Origin of the sequence: Aquimarina brevivitae (assembly GCF_004216895.1) — a bacterium.
GTDB classification, from domain to species: domain Bacteria; phylum Bacteroidota; class Bacteroidia; order Flavobacteriales; family Flavobacteriaceae; genus Aquimarina; species Aquimarina brevivitae.
In genome coordinates, this window is the sequence record NZ_SGXE01000007.1 from 79,507 (window position 1) to 102,740 (window position 23,234).

At 38.3% G+C, this 23,234-nt stretch carries 15 protein-coding genes; 8 read left to right on the top strand and 7 right to left on the bottom strand.

The annotated features are described in order from the left end of the window. Nucleotides 1-91: 91 nt before the first annotated feature. From dnaN to EV197_RS16340, 5 genes are all read left to right on the top strand, one after another. Nucleotides 92-1,210: a DNA polymerase III subunit beta gene (dnaN, locus tag EV197_RS16320; RefSeq protein WP_130287876.1), complete on the top strand. Its 1,119-nt coding sequence runs from the start codon at nucleotides 92-94 to the stop codon at nucleotides 1,208-1,210. 217 nt (nucleotides 1,211-1,427) lie between these two features. Continuing rightward, a complete protein-coding gene (locus EV197_RS16325) occupies nucleotides 1,428-1,970 on the top strand; it encodes a DUF4287 domain-containing protein (RefSeq protein ID WP_130287877.1) in 543 nt (180 codons plus the stop codon). A 16-nt stretch (nucleotides 1,971-1,986) separates the two neighbouring features. Further along, entirely contained in the window at nucleotides 1,987-2,628 is a 642-nt protein-coding gene (locus EV197_RS16330) for a spermidine synthase (RefSeq protein WP_130287878.1), read from the top strand. A 49-nt stretch (nucleotides 2,629-2,677) separates the two neighbouring features. After that, on the top strand, nucleotides 2,678-3,613 hold the full coding sequence (locus tag EV197_RS16335; protein WP_130287879.1) for a threonine/serine dehydratase family protein: 936 nt from the start codon (nucleotides 2,678-2,680) through the stop codon (nucleotides 3,611-3,613). A 100-nt stretch (nucleotides 3,614-3,713) separates the two neighbouring features. Beyond that, a complete protein-coding gene (locus tag EV197_RS16340) occupies nucleotides 3,714-4,223 on the top strand; it encodes a peroxiredoxin-like family protein (RefSeq protein ID WP_130287880.1) in 510 nt (169 codons plus the stop codon). A 74-nt stretch (nucleotides 4,224-4,297) separates the two neighbouring features. Here the strand turns inward: EV197_RS16340 and EV197_RS16345 are convergent, their stop codons facing one another. The 3 genes from EV197_RS16345 to gltB all read right to left on the bottom strand — a co-directional run bounded on the left by EV197_RS16345 (nucleotide 4,298) and on the right by gltB (nucleotide 14,167). Next, the gene (locus EV197_RS16345; protein ID WP_130287881.1) at nucleotides 4,298-8,032 is read right to left on the bottom strand and encodes a BamA/TamA family outer membrane protein; all 3,735 of its coding nucleotides are present in this window, start codon (nucleotides 8,030-8,032) and stop codon (nucleotides 4,298-4,300) included. A gap of 161 nt (nucleotides 8,033-8,193) precedes the next feature. Continuing rightward, a complete protein-coding gene (locus EV197_RS16350; RefSeq protein ID WP_130287882.1) occupies nucleotides 8,194-9,657 on the bottom strand; it encodes a glutamate synthase subunit beta in 1,464 nt (487 codons plus the stop codon). Between the two features lie 10 nt (nucleotides 9,658-9,667). After that, nucleotides 9,668-14,167, bottom strand: coding sequence for a glutamate synthase large subunit (gene gltB / locus EV197_RS16355; protein ID WP_130287883.1), 4,500 nt, complete (start codon nucleotides 14,165-14,167; stop codon nucleotides 9,668-9,670). Between the two features lie 428 nt (nucleotides 14,168-14,595). Between gltB and EV197_RS16360 the strand changes: the two genes are divergently transcribed. Both EV197_RS16360 and EV197_RS16365 read left to right on the top strand, forming a co-directional pair. Next, nucleotides 14,596-14,934: a P-II family nitrogen regulator gene (locus tag EV197_RS16360; RefSeq protein WP_130287884.1), complete on the top strand. Its 339-nt coding sequence runs from the start codon at nucleotides 14,596-14,598 to the stop codon at nucleotides 14,932-14,934. Between the two features lie 45 nt (nucleotides 14,935-14,979). Beyond that, the gene (locus tag EV197_RS16365; RefSeq protein WP_130287885.1) at nucleotides 14,980-16,272 is read left to right on the top strand and encodes an ammonium transporter; all 1,293 of its coding nucleotides are present in this window, start codon (nucleotides 14,980-14,982) and stop codon (nucleotides 16,270-16,272) included. 90 nt (nucleotides 16,273-16,362) lie between these two features. On the opposite strand, the gene EV197_RS16370 is transcribed toward EV197_RS16365, so the two are convergent. From EV197_RS16370 to EV197_RS16380, 3 genes are all read right to left on the bottom strand, one after another. Further along, entirely contained in the window at nucleotides 16,363-16,701 is a 339-nt protein-coding gene (locus EV197_RS16370) for a DUF4870 domain-containing protein (protein ID WP_130287886.1), read from the bottom strand. Between the two features lie 111 nt (nucleotides 16,702-16,812). Continuing rightward, a complete protein-coding gene (locus tag EV197_RS16375) occupies nucleotides 16,813-17,997 on the bottom strand; it encodes a TlpA family protein disulfide reductase (RefSeq protein WP_130287887.1) in 1,185 nt (394 codons plus the stop codon). Nucleotides 17,998-18,171: 174 nt separating this feature from the next. Next, a complete protein-coding gene (locus EV197_RS16380) occupies nucleotides 18,172-20,616 on the bottom strand; it encodes a trypsin-like peptidase domain-containing protein (protein WP_130287888.1) in 2,445 nt (814 codons plus the stop codon). A gap of 282 nt (nucleotides 20,617-20,898) precedes the next feature. Between EV197_RS16380 and mnmE the strand changes: the two genes are divergently transcribed. Continuing rightward, entirely contained in the window at nucleotides 20,899-22,290 is a 1,392-nt protein-coding gene (gene mnmE, locus EV197_RS16385; protein ID WP_130287889.1) for a tRNA uridine-5-carboxymethylaminomethyl(34) synthesis GTPase MnmE, read from the top strand. Between the two features lie 71 nt (nucleotides 22,291-22,361). On the opposite strand, the gene EV197_RS16390 is transcribed toward mnmE, so the two are convergent. Next, a complete protein-coding gene (locus tag EV197_RS16390; RefSeq protein WP_130287890.1) occupies nucleotides 22,362-23,228 on the bottom strand; it encodes a PorP/SprF family type IX secretion system membrane protein in 867 nt (288 codons plus the stop codon). Nucleotides 23,229-23,234 lie beyond the last annotated feature (6 nt).

Genomic DNA, 23,234 nt, shown 5'->3' on the forward strand with positions numbered 1-23,234 from the left:
TGCACTACTGCAGTTCGTTTGTTTTTTGTAGTGTAAAACAGCCTGGTATTGGTTTTGGTTTTTATTTATTAATTCTAAAATTAGATAACGAGTGAAATTTATAGTATCCAGTTCCTATTTATTGAAACAACTTCAGGTATTAGGCGGTGTGATCAACAGCAGTAACACCCTTCCTATTTTGGATAACTTTTTATTCGAATTAGATAATAACACCCTTACCGTTTCCGGTTCGGATTTAGAGACTACGATGTCTGCGAAGTTAGAAGTAGAATCTTCTGACACTGGTGTCGTTGCTGTGCCTGCACGTTTGTTGTTAGACACCTTAAAAACGTTCCCAGAGCAACCGCTGACCTTTGTGGTAGGCGATAATAATACGGTAGAAATTAGTTCTAATCACGGTAAATATGCGTTAGCCTATGCCGATGGAGAAGAATTCCCTAAAGCGGTAGAGTTAGAAGATCCTAGCTCCACAACCATCTTAGGAGATATTTTAGCAACAGCGATCAGCAAAACGATATTTGCTACCGGTAATGATGATTTACGACCGGTGATGAGTGGTGTATTCTTCCAATTTTCAACCGAAGGATTGACCTTTGTAGCGACAGATGCGCATAAATTGGTAAAGTACTCCAGAGCAGATTTAAAAGCGTCACAAACGGCAGAGTTTATTATGCCTAAAAAGCCTTTAAATCTTTTAAAAGGGATCTTAGCAGGAAGCGATACGGATGTGGCTATCGAATACAACGAATCGAATGCTAAATTTTCATTTGATAATATCGAATTGATTTGTCGATTAATCGACGGAAAATATCCTAATTACGAAGCAGTTATCCCAAAGGAAAATCCAAACAAATTAATCATTGCCAGAAATCAATTCTTGAATTCGGTAAAACGGGTATCTATATTTTCTAACAAGACAACACATCAGATACGTCTCAAAATTGCAGGTGCAGAGTTAAACGTATCCGCAGAGGATATTGACTACTCTAACAAAGCAGAAGAACGATTGACCTGTGATTATCAAGGTGATGATATGCAGATCGGTTTTAACTCTAGATTCCTTAGTGAAATGCTAAGCAACCTGAATGCGGACGATGTGCAGTTAGAAATGTCATTACCTAACCGCGCAGGAATTTTAACTCCGGTAGACGGACTCGATGAAGGCGAAAATGTAACCATGCTGGTAATGCCGGTGATGTTGAATAACTAAAAACATACCAACACGATAGTATAAAAAATTCCGATCCTAAACCGATCGGATTTTTTATTTCCACGTATTGAATAACTCTTAAGAATGCCGTATCTTTTATCTTACAAATTATATACTCAAAAAAGCGGGATATAAGCTTTTATTGCTGGCAATGAATTATCCTACCTACAATTAATTACCTATCTTGCTAAGGGACAAACTATAAACCACTAAGATTATGGATAAAGCCTTACAAACCATGATTGATAACATGCCTGAGAAAACAGGTAAATCATTAGCGCAATGGAAACACATTCTAAATGAAAAGTCATTTGCCAAACACGGTGAAGCAGTCAAGTTTCTGAAAGAATCACACGGAGTTACCCACGGTTTTGCCAACACCATCGTTGCTTTATCCAAAGAAGCTACAGACACTCCCGATGATTTAGTTGCAAACCAATATAAAGGAAAAGAAGACTTGCTTCCTATTTACGAAAAACTACTAAGCCTAGTGAAAGCATTAGGTACCGATGTAACCATTACACCAAAAAAAACCAGTGTTAGTATTATTAGAACCAAACAGTTTACACTTATCAAACCTGCCACGAAAACCAGAATTGACCTTGGCCTAAAATTACCCGGTAAACCCACCACAGATCGATTACTAGATTCTGGTCCATTTGGAACCATGTGTACTCATAGGGTGCAACTAAAAGCTGTTGATCAGGTAGATCAAGAGTTGATCGACTGGATTAAAGAAGCTTATGAAATGGCAAAATAACTAGCATACAAAACTCTTGAAAAAATTAGCCAGTTACATCATACCCTTTACCAAAACCATAAGCTCTAAGATTAGTGGAACACTAGAGATTACGTGGATAAACGGCAAAAAAGTATTAGATAGCCAAAATGCCAATTATTCTTATGGATCTTTACAACGTGTACTGGAATATGGCATATCTAAGATCTATTTTGATAGCAAGTCCGATATCTTAGTTTTAGGTTTAGGCGCTGGAAGTGTCCTACATTCCTTACGAAAAAAATTTAAGCATCAAGGCAGCATTACGGCAGTAGAATTAGATCCTGTAGCTATAGATTTGGCGAAGCACGAATTTGAAGTCGATAGCCTCGACAACATAACTATCATCGAATCCGATGCATTCGATTATGTGGCTCATTCCAAAAACACCTATCATTTTATAATCGTTGACCTTTTTATTGACGACCAGGTACCCGAATCCTTTTACAGTCAGGAATTTTGGGATCATATCATTTCCATCCTGAAGCCCAAAGGAACAGTGTTATTTAATGCCGGCATCCAACTTAAAAATCATCAAAAACTAGAACAGCTGATCGCGCTGTATACAGATACTATGGTTTTCAATATCCATAACGAGGTGCTAGGCACCAATACCTTAGTAATCGGAAGAAAGCAATAAGCCATATTATTTGTACATTTACGAGTCGATCACTATTGCAAAATACACTATGACCGCCAGAGCATTACTAGACACCCATCTGCGTATTAAACCGTATATCCACAACACGCCGGTGCTTACCTCAACGCTATTAAATGAAATAGCAGAAACGGAGCTATATTTTAAGTGCGAAAACTTTCAAAAAATGGGAGCATTCAAAATGCGTGGTGCGACCAATGCGATCTTGCAATTAACTGATGCACAAAAAGAAAAAGGTGTTGTAACGCATTCTTCGGGTAACTTTGCGCAAGCATTATCGCTAGCGGCAAAACAACTGGGCGTAAAAGCCTACATCGTTATGCCGAGTACTGCTCCCCAAGTCAAAAAAGATGGCGTAAAAACTTATGGAGGCGAAATTATTGAATGTCCACCTACGCAGCAGGATCGTGAAGCCACAGCACTGGCCATCCAAAAAGAAAAGGGAGCTACCTTTTTGCATCCTTACAATATGAAGAACGTTATTTTAGGCCAAGGAACTGCAGCTATGGAATTATTAGAAGATCATCCTAATTTAGATTATATTTTTGCTCCAGTAGGTGGTGGCGGACTGATTGCAGGTACGGCCCTAGCCGCTTCACATTTTAGTAAGGGTTGTGAAGTAGTCGGTACTGAACCTTTTGAAGTAGACGACGCGTATCGAGCATTACAATCCGGTAAACTAGAAACCAACCCCACCACTAATACGATTGCTGATGGTTTAAAAATGGCACTGGGCGATCAAACCTTCCCTATCATTCAACAACACGTATCCAAAATTATACGTGTTACCGAAGCTGAAATAATAGAAGCGATGCGATTGATCTGGGAGCGTATGAAAATTATCATAGAGCCCTCTTGCGCTGTTCCTTTTGCTGGGCTGTTAAAAGAAAAGTCAACCTACGCCAACAAAAAAATCGGAATTATTTTAACCGGTGGCAACGTAGACTTAACGAATCTTCCTTTTTGAATTTGATTTTAGGCGTATTTAGCAAAAACGTACATAATCCTACCAAACCAACTAATCGCTTTCGCATAAACTAATTATCTTTTGTAAAAAAGATAAAATTATGTTGAAACCAAGAAAGAAAGTACCTAATTTAACCTTAGATTTAATCAATGATACGCATTGGAAACTGCTAGACCAAACACCTGATAAATATACCCTCCTTATATTTTATAGAGGCTTACATTGTCCGATTTGCAAATCTTATTTAGAAGATTTAAAATCCAAACTAGATGAATTTATCGATAGAGGTATCAATGTAATTGCCATTAGTGGTGACAGTGAGGAACGGGCCAAAAAAACAGGCGAAAAATGGAATATAGATGCGATACCCGTTGGATATAACCTTAGTATGGATACCGCAAAAGAATGGGGATTATATATCTCTGCTGGGATCAGTGACAAAGAACCTGATGAATTCTCTGAACCAGGGCTATTTTTAGTTGAACCCGATGGAAAGCTATATTTTTCTGCAGTGCAAACCATGCCTTTTGCTCGCCCTAATTTTGAAGACGTATTAAAAGCTGTTGATTTCATTGAAAAAGAGGACTATCCAGCCCGAGGTGAGCAATAAACACTATACCTCGCAACAACAACAAAGCTTCAGTGTCCACTGAAGCTTTGTTGTTTATAAACGTATCTATTTTTTTAAAAACCGATACCGATTCCACCTTGTACCATAACTCCTTCATTAGATCCAAAAACACCTATATTGGCAGCAAAGGTTTCCGCGCCACTTAGCCATACTCCGCCTCCAAAAGAGGTATGCCAAATGTTCGAATCCTCACCATCTACCCATACTCTACCATAGTCAAAGCCTCCATAAGTACCTAGTGTAACCGGAAAAACAGAGGTAACAAATCGTTTTATTCTAAACTTAAGATCAGAGCTTTGATAGAAGTAGGTATCGCCAGAAAAACGATCATTTCGATATCCTCGTAACCCATTATTACCACCAATCGTTGGCGCGTGATAAAAAAAGTAATTATCACCTATATTAGTTTTGATCTCCGCAGTACTACTAAGCACCAAATCCCCAGAAGGGATAATTTTATGCCCGGCACCCAGTGCAAAACTCAGATAACCAAAATTATTTTCTGAATTATCAATATTTTGCTTAAACCCACCTTGTAGCTCAAACGATAATGATTTAGTCGGGAAATCAAGGGCATTTTGAGTATCAAATGAAATACCTGTTTCGAGACCAACATAGGCATTTCGATCAAAAACTAATGCATCTACATTGGTGGTGGTAAAAAAGCGTTCATTGTTTTGCTGCACATCAAACGATTCATAAAGTCCTTTTAAGAATAAGGATCGATAACTGATTTTGGCGCTTACAGCTGTTTGCTGCATTTGTGCACGGTTGAAGTCTTCACCTAACTGCTCATCATCATTCTCAGATTCATTACCTAAACCAAAGAAATTATCCGTAAATCCATCTGAGGTAACTCTTCCTTCTAAGGTCAAATTCCAATTCGGGAAAATATTAGCGAAAATACCTTCATATAAAAATTCAACGGTTTGAAATTGAAAATAATAATTACCCGTCAATTGATGCTTTTGTATAAAGTCTCCCCCATCACTATGCAAACCTTTTTTAACAAAGGTGTTGGACAAGCCTGCAAAAACACCGTCATCGTTTCGGGTTCCTAAGGTAGGCATTAGCGTATTGTAGTCTTTTTGAAAATAGCGCCAATGCAGGGTATTGCTTTCATATAGATTGGTTAATCTGGCAGAAGGCTTTTTCTCTTCAAAACTGGATTTTTCGAACTTCCAGTCAAAAACGGTTACTTTTCGTTTGTTCTGTATCTGATACACATCGTCTCCGTAACCCCCGATAATTTTTAAACGACTATGTCCTTTGACTTCCCCTTTTACACTAAAGATATCATCATCATTTAAACCGTATACCAATACTTGTTTAGTTACCTTTCCATCAATAATACGTTCGTAAAAGATTTCATTTTTTTCGTCACTCAAATTTCGTCGTACCACAATCCTGGTTTCTTGATTAGGTAAACGTTCTATCTCAAAAATATCGTCCTTGTGTGTTCCGTAAACCACCACTTGATTATTGAGATAAGTCGCATATTTTTTGGCATATTCATCTAAGTCTTCGAGCCGTTTTTTTAGATTGTTTTTAATCTCATTCGTAATGGAATCGTTTTTGATTTCATTAGGAAGGGAGGAAAAAGCGTTCTCTATAGCGTCTGCTTCCAAGTGTTGCTGGATAAATTTCGCTTCTTCAATCCAGGTTTGAACGCCAAATTTATTGGCTATAGTGATATCTAAATCATAACCTTCTCTATTGAACCACTTTAAGTTTTTAATCGTATCGTCATAACTTTGCCAACCTCTTGTCATGGGCGAAAACATTTTTATCAAAGGAAAAGCAATACCATCGAATTTAGAGAAGGTATTATCTCGGTCTCTCGGCACAGGAATGAAAATAGTCTCATCTTCATCTTCCACCTCGTACTCTACCCATCTCCATTGATCTTGGTGTCGATCCCAATCACCAATTAACATATCAAAAACTCTCGATCGGATATAGGTTTTTTGATCCACCTTATACGACTCATCTTCCTTAATCTTCTCTAACATATCGGTGGTGCTTTCAAAATCTGGTATTTCACCTTCTTTTTCGGGATCTGCCCTGCGATATCCAGAATATTTCTTTTGTTCCTCACTAGGTCGTTGCTCAATGAAGTATAGAGCATCACCATAAGCTTCATTATAGACTCCTAATGCTTTTTGTTTAGGAATATAATACAATTGGGTATTAGAATGATTGACATCTACCTGAGCAGCAAGACCATCGATAACCATTTGCATATACGGATGTGCCGTTGTAAAAAAGTCTGAAACTAACTCTTCGGTCACTGTGTCTTCATAATCTGAAGTGTCATACGCCACCCCTTTTACTTTAAAGGTCAAAAACTTCAACGCTTCTTTTTTCAAAGAACGCATGGCATACTGTTTATTATTTTTATCGACTAAACGCAAGGAGTTAGATTGGTGCCCTCCTCCTTCTTGAATTATTCGTAAACCACCATACAGTGTATCCAATATAGCCACTGGAGCGGTTACTTTCTTTCCGAATAAGGAACGATAGCGATCTCCCCAAATAAATTTATAAAAACCCGATTTATTAAGTGCGGATTGCTCTTTAACAATAGCTGCTTCAACAGTTTTAGGATAGTCTTTTTGAATAAAATCACCACTAGGTTTTTCCACAAAAGCCTCCTGATCATTGAAATAATAGGAGTTTTCATCGGTCGTTACAAATTCGACAGCTGATGACCCATCGGTATAGTAGCGCAAAATTGCAAACCCCTGCTGCCCATAGGCAAACTTACCGGTATAATCTAATGATCCACCGGGTGCATTGATAAATCCATTAGCCAAGTCTGCTGGTGCTGTTGCGGCTATAGAACCACTAATGACCTGATTTAACCCTTTACTTTTGAGGTATTGTAAACTTGCTTCGTGTGCGGAAACTACGGTAACTCGTTTGGATTTTTGTGCCAATGCACTTACCAAAATTCGAAGGTAACGGTATCTTGGAAAATCCAATTGGTTTCTGGATAAATTGGCTAAATCATAGGCTTCAGTGATTGCTGTTCCTAATATCGGAACTGGTAATAAATGATTCTTTAATGTATTTGACCCCGCATATGTACCATTACTAAAAACGGGATGATGCATCGCTATGATCAAGTTTTTGCCTTGGGCATCATTGATATATCCTTCTAACTCTTCAATAAACCTTTTTTTGGTGGTTATATTGGTACATTTTTGATTGATATTATGAATTCTGTCCCAATTCGAAACGAACCAATAACTATTTACAATAATAAGGTCAAGTTGCTCATCAATCACTCGATACTCCAATGGACATCCATTTTTCTCCTCAAACTCTAGATTTTTGAGACCTTTATCATCTACATAATCTTCATATTCCTCTAGCTTTTCAACATCTAAATACTTCCATTCATTTACGCCTGACATGAAATAGGTATAGCCTTCGAATTCTTTTGCCAGCCCCAATTGTTCGTCTAATAGTTTGTTATCATGCTCCTCCTGATTTTTCTTAGGCGAAATATTATCTCCCAGAAAAAGTAATAGACTATTATTATCAGCTGCGCTTAAGCTTTCTTTTAATTTAGTAGTGATGTTCGCCTGGCTAGCTTTATCCTTGGTATTCCCGTAGCCCCCAACGAGATAAACCGTTTGTGTTACTGTTTTGTTGGACTGGAGTGATTGCATGCTCTCGGTACCATCCGTTTGTACCTGATAGGTAGCGCACGCACTACCTAAACATAAAACGCCAATTAGTATCCAAAAATTAAACCTCAGACCTCTTTTTATAGTATTCATATAGCTGAAAGTGGTATATTTTCAATGATTATTATCAAACCATTAAATACGAAATAATTGCTTCAGCCTGTTAGCTCAAATCATTTTTTTGTTAGTCGGAATACAACAAAAAATCCTGCCAATATTGACAGGATTATAGTTCTACTGAATGATGCGTAGATTTATATTCTCGGCAAATCACCTTCACCTTTTAAGGGTAAATTAGAACTCCCCATAAGGTATTCGTCTACATAATAAGCTGCCTGCCTCCCTTCTGAGATTGCCCATACGATTAAAGACTGACCTCTGCGGGAGTCTCCTGCTGCAAATACACCTTTTACATTGGTTGCATAATTATTTTCTGAAGCTTTCATATTGGTACGCTCATCCAATTGGATGCCTAATTGTTCTGCTAATACTGGTTCTGATCCGGTAAATCCAAGTGCTAATAATGCCAGTTCGCAATCCCATTGTTTTTCTGTTCCTGGAACTTCTTTGAGTGTAAACTTGCCATTTTCTTTTACCCACTCCACTTCTGTAGTAATCAAGCCCTTCAGGTTACCGTCTTTATCGCCTACAAATTCTTTGGTAGAAATACTCCAGTGTCTATCCACACCTTCCTGGTGCGAAGAACTGGTTCGCAATCGCATTGGCCAATAGGGCCACGGTTGATTTTCGGGTCGCTCCGTAGATGCTTTTCCCATAATCTCAAAGTTAGTCACGGATTTTGCTTTTTGTCGGATAGAAGTACCGATGCAGTCGGATCCTGTATCTCCACCTCCAATAACAATTACATTTTTATCCGATGCTAAGATTTCCTCATCAAACTCCGTACAACCATCTACACGTCGATTATTTTGTGGTAGAAAATCCATAGCTTGTACTACACCTTTAAGGTCTGATCCCTTGATAGGCAATTTTCTCCTTACGGTAGCTCCTGTGCATAAGACCACTGCATCAAAATCAGCTTTTAATTTTTCTGCTGCGATATCCTTACCTATACTTGTATTGGTTGTAAACACAATGCCTTCTTCCTCCATTACGGCAAGGCGTCGATCAATTACGTGCTTTTCCATTTTAAAATCAGGAATTCCATATCGCAATAGCCCGCCTGGTTTTTCATCTCGTTCAAAAACAGTAACCAGGTGTCCTGCTCTATTTAATTGTTGTGCAGCTGCGAGCCCTGCAGGCCCAGAACCGATCACGGCAACCGTTTTGCCTGTTCTCTCTTTAGGAGGGTTCGGTTGAATCCAACCATTTTCAAAAGCACGCTCCGCTATATTTTTTTCAATATTTTCAATAGTTACCGGATCTTCATTGATTCCTAACACACAAGCCTCTTCGCAAGGTGCAGGACATAACCGACCCGTAAACTCCGGAAAGTTATTTGTGGCGTGTAATATTTCTGAAGCTTTTTGCCATTTCCCCTTATAAACTGCATCATTAAAATCAGGTATCAAATTACCTAGCGGACATCCACTATGACAAAATGGAATACCGCAATCCATACATCGCGCGCCTTGGTTTTTTAGCTTTTCTTCCGATAAAGGAACGGTAAATTCTTTGTATTCTTTAATCCTATCTTCGACAGGTGCATACGGTTCAGTTTCTCTTTCATATTCTAAAAATCCTGTTATTTTTCCCATCGTACTTCGTTTATGCTTTTGCTAATTTATCTTCTTCTAATCGCTTTAATGCCTGTTTATATTCCTCAGGGAATATTTTAATGAACTTGGGCAATTCGTTTTCCCAGTTTTCGAGAATTCGTTGTGCCAAAGGACTTAACGTAGCGTTATAGTGATTTTCAATCAATCCTTTCAACTCATCAATATCCAGTTGCTCTACCATAGGCTCCAGATTTAGAGATTCTTTGTTACAGTGTGCTTCAAAAGTATTTTTATCATCATAGATGTAGGCAATACCGCCAGACATCCCTGCCCCGAAATTTCTACCTACTTGACCTAATATTACAGCAACTCCCCCAGTCATATACTCGCATCCGTGATCTCCTATCCCTTCTACAACTGCTTTTGCGCCCGAATTACGAACACAGAATCGTTCTCCTGCTTTACCATTTATATAGACCTCTCCATCTGTAGCGCCATATAAAGTTACGTTACCGGTGATGATGTTATCCTCTGGAATAATAGTAGCTTCTTCAGGGATTTTGATTATCAATCGCGCACCCGACAGTCCTTTCCCTAAATAATCATTGGTATTTCCATTGACTACCATGGTTAACCCCTTGGTGGCAAATGCCCCAAAACTTTGACCTGCAGAACCGGTAAAGTTCAATTTAAGCGTATTATCCGGTAAGCCTTGTGCGCCATAGATTTTGGAAATTTCATTACTCAAAATCGCTCCGACTGCCCGATCTGTATTATGAATATCAAAATGAAGTGTGGTTTTTTCTTTTCTAAACAATGCAGGATGCGCTTGTTCAATGATATCAAAATCCATGGCTTTTGAAAGCCCGTGGTCTTGTGCTTCGGTGTGATAAATAGATACCGTATCCGGAGCTTCCATTTGATGGAGTATTGGACTTAAGTCCAGTCCTTGCGCTTTATAATGATTCAGCACCTTATGGTGATCCAATTTGTTAACCTGTCCAATCATTTCATTGAGCGTTCTAAAGCCAAGCTTTGCCATAATTTCTCTCAATTCCTGAGCCACGAAATACATATAGTTGACCACATGTTCAGGTTTGCCTTCAAACTTCTTACGTAGTTCAGGGTTTTGAGTAGCAATACCTACGGGACATGTATTTAAGTGGCATACCCGCATCATAATACATCCTGAAGCGACTAATGGAGCCGTAGCAAAACCAAATTCTTCAGCACCCAATAAGCAAGCGATAGCAACATCTCTACCTGTTTTGAGCTGACCATCACATTCGAGCACTACTCTACCTCTTAAATCATTACCCACCAGGGTTTGTTGTGCTTCTGCGATGCCTAACTCCCAGGGTAATCCTGCGTGTTTCAATGAGGTCAGCGGAGAAGCTCCGGTACCGCCATCAAAACCAGAAATGAGTATAACATCTGCCTTTGCCTTTGCGACACCTGCAGCTACTGTACCTACCCCCACTTCAGATACTAATTTTACATTAATTCTTGCCTGTCGGTTTGCTGATTTGAGATCATAAATTAATTGCGAAAGATCTTCAATAGAATAAATATCGTGATGTGGTGGTGGTGAAATCAGCCCTACGTATGGTGTAGAGTTTCGTGTTTTGGCAATTTCAGGATTTACCTTGGGTCCCGGTAGTTGCCCACCCTCGCCAGGTTTAGCTCCTTGTGCCATTTTGATTTGTATCTCACTAGCATTGGTTAGGTAATTGGAGGAAACTCCAAATCTACCCGAAGCAACTTGTTTTATGGCGCTATTTTTCCAATCGCCATTTACGTTTTTATAGAAGCGTTCTGGGTTTTCGCCACCTTCACCCGAATTACTTTTACCCCCAATCCGATTCATGGCGATGGCTAAATTTTCGTGTGCTTCCTGACTTATGGAACCATACGACATTGCACCCGTTTTAAAACGCTTTACAATTTCTGTCCAGGGTTCTACCTCATCAATAGGAATAGGATCGTAATTTGAAAATTCTAATAATCCTCGGATCGTCATTAAATCTTTGGACTGTTGATTTATTAAATCTGCGTATTCTTTATAGGTTTTTGGATCATTGGTCCGTACAGATTGCTGTAATTTTGCAACGGTTAAGGGGTTAAACTGGTGTTTTTCACCATTTCTACGCCATCTATACTGTCCACCTATTTCTAGATCTAAACTGGTTTCTACGCCCCGTTCTTTATACGCACGTTCGTGTCGTTTTTCAATTTCTTTTTCGATTTCTTGTAACCCAATACCCTGGATTCTGGATACGGTATTGGGGAAATAATGATCAACGGTTTTGGTGTTGATCCCAATACATTCAAATAACTGTGATCCGCGATACGAGTTCAAGGTAGAAATCCCTATCTTATTCATCACCTTTAAAACCCCCTTACCTACTGCTTTGTTGTAATTGTATATCGCTTCTTCGGCCGTAAGTTTTGTAATCGTATTTTCTTGAATCTGTTCAGCTATAATTTCATTAACCATATACGGATTAATAGCACTAGCACCGTAACCAAACAACAACGCAAAATGATGCACTTCTCGGGGCTCCGCAGACTCAACAATTATACTTATTTGAGATCGTTTACCTAGTTTCTGTAAACCGCTGTTGACATATGAGCACGCTAATAATGCTGGTATTGGCGCTCTATGTTTACTGACATTCCTATCTGATAGAATAATGATATTCGAACCTTTGTCTACAGCTGCAGAGACATCTTTTAATAATTTTTCTAAGGCATCTTCTAAACCATTGAGCCCTCGATTGATATTGTACAATATTGGGACTGAAGTAGCTTTGAAGCCCTTTTCGTTAAAGGTTTTGATTTTATCCAAATCTTCCTTAGAGATCACCGGATTCTGAATCTTCAACTTGTTACATTGCAGTTCGTTGATATCAAAAATATTGTGGTCTTTACCTAGTGTTAGACTGATGTCACAAATCAACTCTTCGCGTATCCCGTCTAATGGTGGATTGGTTACCTGAGCAAACAACTGTTTGAAGTAATTATAGATCAACTGTGGACGCTCAGACAGCACTGCAATAGGAGTATCGGATCCCATCGAACCAATAGGTTCTTTTCCTAACTGCGCCATAGGTGCGATAATGATATCAATATCCTCTTGGGTATATCCAAAAATCTCTTTGCGCTTAGTAACTGTTTCTTCCCCCAAAAATAAAGGGCAATCGTTATAAGGAATATCCTTGAGGTGCACCATATTCGTATCCAACCATTTTCTATATGGATATTTGGATGCAATTCTTTCTTTTATTTCTTCATCATTTACAATTCTTCCTTCTTTCATATTCACCAAAAACATTTTACCCGGCTCAAGGCGACCGTGGTATTCAATATTTTTAGGATGAATATCTACTACCCCAGTTTCTGAAGACATGATGACGTAACCGTCTTTAGTGACCGAATATCTAGAAGGTCGCAAACCATTTCTATCCAAGACTGCTCCTATATATTTACCGTCTGTAAAGGGAATAGACGCTGGGCCATCCCAAGGTTCCATTAGACAGGCATTAAACTCATAAAAAGCGCGTTTGGCTTCGGACATTTCAGGATTCTTTTCCCAGGCTTCGGGTACCATCATCATCATTACCTCTGGGAGGGATCTACCGGTCATTAATAGTAACTCAACGACCATATCCATAGAGGCAGAGTCCGACTTACCAGGCAGGACAATAGGAATGATCTTTTTGATATCCTCGCCAAATAATTCACTTTGCATTAACTCTTCTCTAGAAGTTACTCTACTTACATTGCCCCTAAGCGTATTAATTTCGCCATTATGACACATATATCTAAAAGGTTGCGCTAAATCCCAGGTCGGAAACGTATTGGTAGAAAAACGTTGGTGCACTAGCGCCAAACGCGTAACTACCCTAGGATCCAATAAATCCTGGTAATATAATTTAATATCCTCTGGCATCAACAACCCTTTAAAAATTAAGGTTTTGGTTGACAAACTTGGGACATAGAAATACTTATTTTCTGAAAGTTTAGATTTATAAATGGTATGTTCTGCTACTTTGCGCGCTGTGAAGAGCTTCAAGTTAAAATCAAATAAACTCTGAGCTTGCTCCTGCTTACCAACAAATACTTGTTTTATAAAGGGTTCTGTGCTGGCTGCTATTTCTCCCAGATGGATAGGATCTACAGGTACATCGCGCCAACCTAATAAGGAAAGTCCCTGTGCTTTAATCGCTTCTTCGAATACGGAAATGCAATAGGTTCTTTGGTTTTCTTTTCGCGGTAAAAAAACATTGCTCACTGCATATTCACCCTGCTCGGGCAGTTCAAAATCACATTCTGCTGTAAAAAAATCGTGTGGGATATCAATAAGAATTCCTGCACCATCACCTGTTTTACCATCAGCACTTACAGCTCCTCTATGCTCTAATTTTTCAAGAATCTCTAAAGCCTTATGAATGATATCGTTAGACTTTTTACCTTCTAAACTACATATAAATCCGGCACCACAAGCATCATGCTCAAATTCTGGCAGGTACATTCCTTGTTTCTTCATACTATTTATGCGTCTATTTTATATTTCAGAATCTTGAATTTAGTGATTGGTTCTTTGTTGCGAAAGAAAACCAGCGTTTAAGTTTCCATTTTTCTGAGGCTGCTAAAAAATGGTGTGTCTAAATATAAATATCACAAAATATGATCTTCTAATTACGAATTTCGTAATGCAAAATTTATACTTCTAAAAATACGCAAAATATTGTTTTTCAATTAATTAAATAACTACAAGGTTTTCGATAGCCGTAAAGTGTTTATAACGTACATTTCTTAATTATAAACCATATAAAATGAGAACCCCTAATTTTTTAGGGGGTGATTATTTCATATTGATAAAAATTAACCCTTTACCCTATAAAATTTGGTTATACCAATCAAATTAACATATTTTTGAAATGCATTTAACACTAATTTTAATTTTTAGGCTTTATGAAGAAAATAGAAGCAATTATAAGAAGGTCAAAGTATAGAGCTGTTAAAGAAGCTTTACACGATAAAGGCGTTATGTTCTTTTCTTACTGGGATGTTACCGGTGTAGGACACGAAAAGAAGGGGGCTGTATACCGAGGTATATCCTATAGCACCAGTGATATTCAACGCAGATTTTTATCCATTGTGGTCAACGATGACTTTGTGGAAGCTACCATAGCGGCAATCTTGGAAGCAGCAAAAACTGGAGAAGTGGGAGATGGAAAAATATTTGTTTCTGATGTTTCTGAAGCCTATCGCATCCGAACTGGGGCCAAAGGAGGCGAAACCTTAAAATAAGCCTTCCTAATTAATCAACTAAACACCAAATTAAAACACTTTTTTATGAGCAACATACAACAACAAGAAGAAATTAAAAAAGCAGTAGACGCGGCTGTTGAAGGAATCAATGCAGATCTCGGCATTCTATGGATTCTGGTTGCTGCGATTCTTGTATTTTTTATGCAAGCGGGCTTTACGCTGGTTGAAACGGGTTTTACCCGATCTAAGAACGCCGGAAATATTGTAATGAAAAATTTTATGGACCTTAGTATTGGTTCTTTAATGTTTTGGGTAATCGGCTATTCGATAATGTACGGGGGTGACACTATATTGGGCGGTTTTATGAGAGATCCTTTTGATCTAGCCTTTTTTAGTCAAGATGATTGGCATAACTTATTTTTCCAAACTGTTTTTTGCGCCACTGCAGCAACCATTGTATCTGGAGCGGTAGCCGGTCGTACCAAATTTTCTACCTACCTGATCTTTTCGGCAGTACTAACCACAATTATCTACCCTATTTCAGGAAGCTGGCTATGGCCGTTTGATGATAAAGCCTGGTTAAATAATCTTGGTTTTATCGATTTTGCTGGTTCTACCATTGTGCACGCAGTTGGTGGATTCGCCGGACTTGTAGCCGCTGCTTTAATTGGTCCACGACTTGGTAAATATAAAAATGGTCAGGTCAATGTAATCCCTGGGCATAATTTAGTATTAGGTGCTATTGGTGTTTTTATATTATGGCTAGGATGGTTTGGCTTTAATGGCGGTTCACAATTGGCCTTTGGCGGAAGTGATTCTGTAGCTGTTGGTAGTGTAATCATCAACACCAACTTAGCGGCAGCCTTAGGTGCTATTACTGCCTTGTTTTTCACTTGGGCGAAATATAAGAAACCAGATATTTCCATGACCCTTAACGGATGTTTAGCTGGACTAGTTGGAATCACTGCTGGATGTGGTAATGTTAATGCTGTTGGTGCTGCTGCGATCGGAGTCATCTCTGGTTTAGTAGTTGTGTTATCCATAGAATTTATAGATAAAAAATTAAAGATTGACGATCCTGTAGGAGCCATATCTGTACACGGAGTTTGTGGATTTTTAGGCACTGTATTGGTAGGAGTATTTGCCATCCCTGGAGATGATTTTGCTGGGGGTTTGCTCTATGGAGGAGGATTTAAACAACTTGGAGTTCAAGCTTTAGGTTCGGTTTCTATGATTGGATGGGCAGTATTGGCTAGTTTTATAGTATTATTTATTTTAAAGAAAACCATTGGACTTCGAGTTTCTGAGAAAGAGGAAGTAGAAGGATTAGATATCCACGAACATGGGTTAAGTGCTTTTGGAGAAGATAACGATTAATTACACTTGCTGTAATTCTTCTTTTTAAATAGGTAAAAAGGCTATTACGCATCACGTAATAGCCTTTTTTATATGGAATTGGTATACTCTTTATTTAATTATGGAAAGCGATAAGGGATAATACGGTTGCTCTCCTTGATTGGCTTTTACAGCATTTACTATTGGAAAAACGATACACATTACTCCTATAGCGATTAAACCTAAAATACCTAATCCGAAAAGAAGCATTAACGGAATACAAATGATCGCATAAATGAACATGCTAATCTGAAAATTCATAATCGATTTACCATGCCCGTCCATCGCTAAAACCTTATCTCTTTGGGTTAACCATAAAATCAACGGCACTATAAATCCACCAAAACCTGTTACCACATCTAATAACTGTGTTAAATGAGTAACCACTAATAATGATCTGTCTTGTCTCATGTTTCTATTTTTTTTGATTGATGATAGTTTGTGCTAATAATATTAGCATATATACTTATGAGACGCGAAAACTTCAAATTTGTTACAGGGTTAGATTCAGTTTCTAATCAATTATTTGTTTAATTCCGCTTCAATAGTACTTATCAATTCCTCCTGACGAAATCCTGTTTTGGCATATACAATTTTCTTATCACTATCTAATACAAAAAAAGTAGGGGCGCCAACTACTCCCCAAGTTTTTGCCACTCCTTGACCCCTATAGATTGTGGGGATGGTCATATTATATTTTTCTACGTAATCCTTTAGTTTCTGTTTGTCTTTATGTGGCGTAATAAATTCAATACCATAAACGCCTAACCCTTGATCTGCATAGGTATCTCTAATTTTTTCGATTTCAGGATAAGCCTTCATACAGGGACCGCAACCACGGAACCAAAACTCCAACAGAATTACTTTATCTTCTAATAACCCTAGGTTGGTAAACGAACCCTCTAAATTAGGCAGATTAAAGCCTGGAGCAGTTTTATTAACCCAACCTCTCATAGTAGATTCCTGTTGCCCATAAAATTCGCGCTCAGAGATCATAAAATAGTCACCCTCTAAGCGATCCATTGTCCATATTTCTTCAGCTTGCTTGGTATCAAATTTTATGTCTTCAATTCTAGAAACAATCACCTGATTACCTTCAGAATTAGAGGTTCTCACCATAACTGGAAGCATGGTTTTTTTATTAATAAAAAGTTCATAGGTACATACATAGTCCTTATGAATAGTTGCAGGCTCTAACTTAAAATACGCTATATACTGATTTGGCAACCTAAATTCAAACTTATAAGCTGCTTGTTGATCAATAAGCGTATCCTTTCTTGGCGTCCTTTGTATGGTTTCATCATTAAGGATTTTTGGAAGCATTATTTTAGTTTCTAATAAAGATCCGCCTATATAAATAGAGCCACCTAAATGATGTAACCTAGGTTTATTCTCATATATTACCCTCTTATCTTTTTCAATAATCCTAAAAATACTTTTACCATTATATACATGTTGCCACTCATCTGCATATGCCACATATTTTGCACCTACCAGTTGATCATCACTAGTAAAATCAAAATAGCAGGTAGCCTCATAATGCCCGTCTCCTTCTTTCATACTGGGATAAAAATCAACAATAGATTTATACTCAACAGTGGTTAAATCATTCAATTTTTGAACGGTTTCTTGCAGTATTTTCGCATCTTCTTTTTGAGCTTGAGATATGAACGTAAGGAAAAAGAATACTAAGGTTATTTGTTTCATAGATTTGGTTTTTATGTTTGAAAAGATACTAATAATTAAATAAAGTTATCCAATTCTCAATAATTCCAGCCTACCAAACCTTAGCATAAAAAAAAGCATTCTGAGTAAACAGAATGCTTTTCAATAAAATAACTACTAATTTAAGTTCTATAGGTTGGTTGTTTGGTAAGTTGGTTAGTTGACGATTAGTTTTTGCGTTCCTAATTCTACATCAGGTCCTGTAAATTTAATAAGATATATTCCCGGATTCAATCCAAAAGCTGAAGAGGAGACTGCATTATTACCTTTTTGCAAAGACAATACTCTGACTCGTTTACCCAACACATTATAAATCGTACCTTGAATATCCTTATTATAATTGGATACTTGTATGGTAAAGGCACCTCTGGTGGGGTTTGGGGCAATTTTTACCTGAATCGCACTAAATTCATCTTCGGTACCCATAATAGGCGTTTTGCTTTCGAGATCCGCAATAGCATTTTCTGCAGATAATAAGGCTCCACAAGTACCTTCGTATATCTTAACATTAGAGAACGTAGAGGTATTACCAGAACCGCTATCATTATCATTGATAAATACCAAGCGATCCATAGTACCGGTGTAGAAATTACCAACCGCTATTGTATATTTTTTCGTTCCTCCGGCATAATCATCATAATTACGAATACCATAACTTTGGGTACCGTGCACCTTAAACACTCTTGAGGAGCTCAAGGAATTATCATTTTCAAAAGCGATTCCGTGGATTTCTCCTTGCGATGTGCTGCTAAAATCAAATTCAATAACCGTATTTGGTGTAACCGTATAATTCAACGGTATAAACTTCCATGTATTATTAGCCATAGAAATTGCTGCACCCCCACTACCTATACTATAATTACCAGCGGCATCCTGATTAGCAAACGAATTGATAGAAAAATCATTAAAATCAAGACTATCACATACTGGGGGTGGTGGCGGAGTATTATCTCCATCCGAAATGGTCACCTCATCTATCGCAATATCACTTTGCCAACCTCCTGATCCGCTACCGGTAGTGACTCTAAAACGCAACTGCACGCTGGATACTCCTGCATAGGACGTAAGTGGAATCGCGGCAGCATTCCAGCTATTACCTTGATCTCCTGATCTGCTAAAAACAGTAGCCCAGTCACCCGTATTATTGGTTCTAGCCTCTACCACCAATTCATTGATCGCACTACCATACATGTGATATTTAAAGCTTACTGAAGGTTCAGTGACACCACTAAAATCTAAACATGGTGAATTCAATATGGCCGATTTATCCGGATAGCCAGATCCATTACCAGAAGCTTCTACATATACATAATAGTTCCCCGCTGCAGCGGAAGAAGGCCCTGTATTACTCGATGGTGTACCGTTAGCATCTATGGTCCAGTTGATATCATCGATAGTCGACTGCGTCCACGCGCCGAGGGTGTTTTCAAAGCTTTCGCTTAACGGGAAGGAAGAAACATTACCCACACAGTCTTCTGTTGGCGGTGGTGGCGGTGTACCATATCCCATTGCGATCCAAAAATCGGAAATCGTGGCACGTTCACCAGAATTGCTTCCAGATCCGTTGGTCGAACATCCCCCATAAGCGTGCACACCAACTGCCTTACCTGTAGCCGTATCAATAATCGGACTCCCCGAGTTTCCTCCTTCAGTATCGGTTACATAACGCACAAAGGTGTCCGTATAAGAAGCGGTGGGACCTGTATGTGTTTGTTGCGTTTGATTATCGATACCAGAGTCCACACCATAACCTGTAATCGTAATATCACTACCTGGATCATCTTGGGTTACTTCGAATGCCTTGCCTTGTGCTTGAAAGGCGGTTAACCCAGTCTGTGAGTTCGGACCGGCCTCAAAGACTGCCCAGTCATTAGCTTGTGAAGGAATACTCGGATAAGGAGATACGTAACTATCTATAGGATATTGATCTTCGGGACCAGGATGTATAATGGATCGGTCCGGGTTTGATTTTGGGACATTAAATTCTAATACCTGAGCTCTACTCCCTACACAATGCCCTGCCGTAACATATTTGCCTGTAGAAATGATCCAACCTGTACAACCTACAGGTACGATTCTACCGATAGCATCATCAGCAGAATCCACGCGATTATCTACCGACCCACATTGTGATTTACTGGTAGGATCGGGATCCCCTACGCCCAATTCTTTAATTGAAGCCCGTATATTGGTTTCTCCTGCAGCTACCGTCAATGTAATTGTAATTTGATCTCCATTAAAATATGCACTGGTATTTTTCCAGGTTTTTATGCTTTCTGCGGTAAGCGTCTGTGAAGCTCCGTCAAGAGTGGATGTAATGGTTAAGGTACTTTCTTTTCCTAAGTTTACATCTTTAAAAAACAATCGCAACCAGGTTGCTCCCTGTTGCGAAATCGTTTCGGTAACGACTTGATTGGTACTTTTGGCTGTTGCCGTTGCTTTTAGCTGTACATCAAAAGGAACGTAGTGTCGTTTTAATTCATTAGTTTGCCCCTTAGTCAACAGTGGTATGCTCAACAAAACTACTAAAACCAATAGTTTTCGCTGAAGCGTCATTGTTGTTCTAAGAATACGAGTTGAGTTTGTGTAATTGGTATTCATAAGAATAAGATAAATAGTTAATGGTTTGACATTTATTTAGTTTTTGGTTGTTCACTATCACATCCTTGCAACAGGATGGTTATATTCCAAATGTCATTTCCAATATTCTTATTCCTATAGTAAGGAAAGTTTACTTTTGCAGCGTTTTTTGTCGTAGGTTGCGCTGCGGTTTTTGTTTTATTAGATCTTAAATATAAGTAAGTTACTGGTAATCACAAAAACTTTAGTGTATAACATTTTAGATGATTTCTTTAATATGTATTTTTGCCTTTTATAGTTTTTATGATTTCACAAGATACTATAGTGGCTTTAGCCACTCCTCCAGGATCAGGAGCCATTGCCGTAATACGGGTCTCCGGAACTGAAGCTATGGCTATCTGTAGCCCTCTTTTTAGATCCATAAGTGGTAAAAAATTGGAACAGCAAAAGACGCATACCATTCACTTAGGTCATATCGTGGATGAAGAACGGGTATTGGATGAAGTTTTGGTATCACTATTTAAAAATACTAACTCGTATACGGGTGAACCCACCGTAGAAATATCGTGCCACGGTTCTACCTATATACAACAAGAAATTATTCAACTTTTACTTCGTAAAGGCTGTAGAGCGGCTGATCCTGGCGAATTTACTTTACGTGCCTTTTTAAATGGTAAACTCGATTTGTCTCAGGCCGAAGCGGTAGCCGATCTTATTGCTTCGGACTCGCAAGCGTCGCATCAAGTAGCGATGCAACAAATGCGAGGTGGCTTTTCTAATGAAATCAAAAAACTACGCGATGAGCTCCTCAATTTTGCATCCCTTATTGAATTAGAACTCGATTTTGCAGAAGAAGATGTAGAATTCGCCGACCGAAAACAATTCAGGGAACTGGTGGATCGCATCACCCACGTGTTGAAGCGACTTATTGATTCTTTTGCCGTCGGCAATGTGATTAAAAATGGAATTCCTGTCGCTATTGTTGGAGAACCTAATGTCGGTAAGTCCACCCTACTCAACCTACTCCTCAATGAAGAGCGCGCTATTGTTTCTGAAATTGCAGGTACAACAAGAGATACGGTAGAAGATGAAATTAGTATTGGCGGGGTTAATTTTCGATTTATAGACACCGCGGGAATACGCGACACTGAAGATGTAGTAGAAAGTATTGGGATCAAAAAAACATTTGAAAAAATAGAACAAGCTCAGGTAGTCGTATACCTTATCGACAGTGCTGTACAAACTGAAGCTACATTGGCAAAATTGAAGATAGAGATCGAAAAGGTAAAAAATAAATACCCTCAAAAACCCTTGATCGTGGTAGCGAATAAAGTGGACAAACTTGACCCTGAAGCCATTGCTATCATCACTGAGCAAGTTCCGAATATCCATTTACTATCCGCAAAAACTGGATTAGGTGTCGAAGAACTTCAAAATAAATTTTTAGAATTTGTCAATACCGGAGCCTTGCGCAATGATGAAACCATCGTAACTAACTCCAGACATTATGATGCCTTACTGAAGGCTCTTGAAGAAATCCAAAAAGTACAATACGGTTTGGACCAGGAATTATCTGGAGATCTTATGGCCATTGATATTCGGCAGGCGCTGTTTCATCTGGGAGAAATCACTGGCGAGATCACTACTGATGACTTGCTAGGGAATATCTTTGCGAATTTTTGTATCGGGAAATAAATTTGAATTATATACAAACAAAACACCCCTCAATATCTTGAGGGGTATTTAGTTTAAGTCTGTTTTTTTTCTTATAAATTATACTTCAATATAAAGTCTAAGGAGCCATCCGTATCCGCTCTAGTAAATTCTGAAGTTATAAAATCATAAGATAATCCAATTGTCATTGGTTCAAAAATCTTAACCAAACCATAGGTGGTCACCATACGATCAAATCTATGATTTACACCAAAAGTGAATCGATCATACATATCAAGCGAAGCACCAATATCAAAAGTATTCTCAAAATCCTCAAGTAAACGAGCAAAAGCTCTTGGACTCAAAATAAAATTATCACTTAATGTGAAATGGTATCCTGCTCCAACGTAAAAATTAATTCCGTCGGGCTCCGTACTATTTTCAATATTTTCTTTTAAGAATTGTGGCGTTGAAATGGAAATATAATATTTAGGGTTAACCAAATAAGCTCCTACCCCTCCGACCAAAGTAACCTCATTTATATTTTCAAAAGATACAGGATCCGGATCGGTAGTTTGAAGTTGTGAGTAATTAATATTTAAAATATTAACACCCGCTTTCAATCCTAAAAAAAGATTTGTAGCACCACTAATCTTCAATTTATATGAAAAATCTGAGGTAATAACCGTCCGATTAGTAATTGCAAACTCGTTGTTAAATATGCTAATGCCTAAACCAATCTTTTCTCCTATCCCTTGTGAATACGATGCACTAATATATCTTGGAGCATCAGGGAGACCTAACCATTGACGTCTGTAAGCTAAAGTAACCCCTTTTCCTTCTTCTGTACCTGCATAAGCAGGGTTTAAAAGGTTCATATTATAGTTGTATAATGAAAAGTCAGGATCTTGTTGTGCTTTAACGTAAACAGTACTTAACAGGAATACCGCTATACATATTAATTTTATATTCTTAATCATAATCTT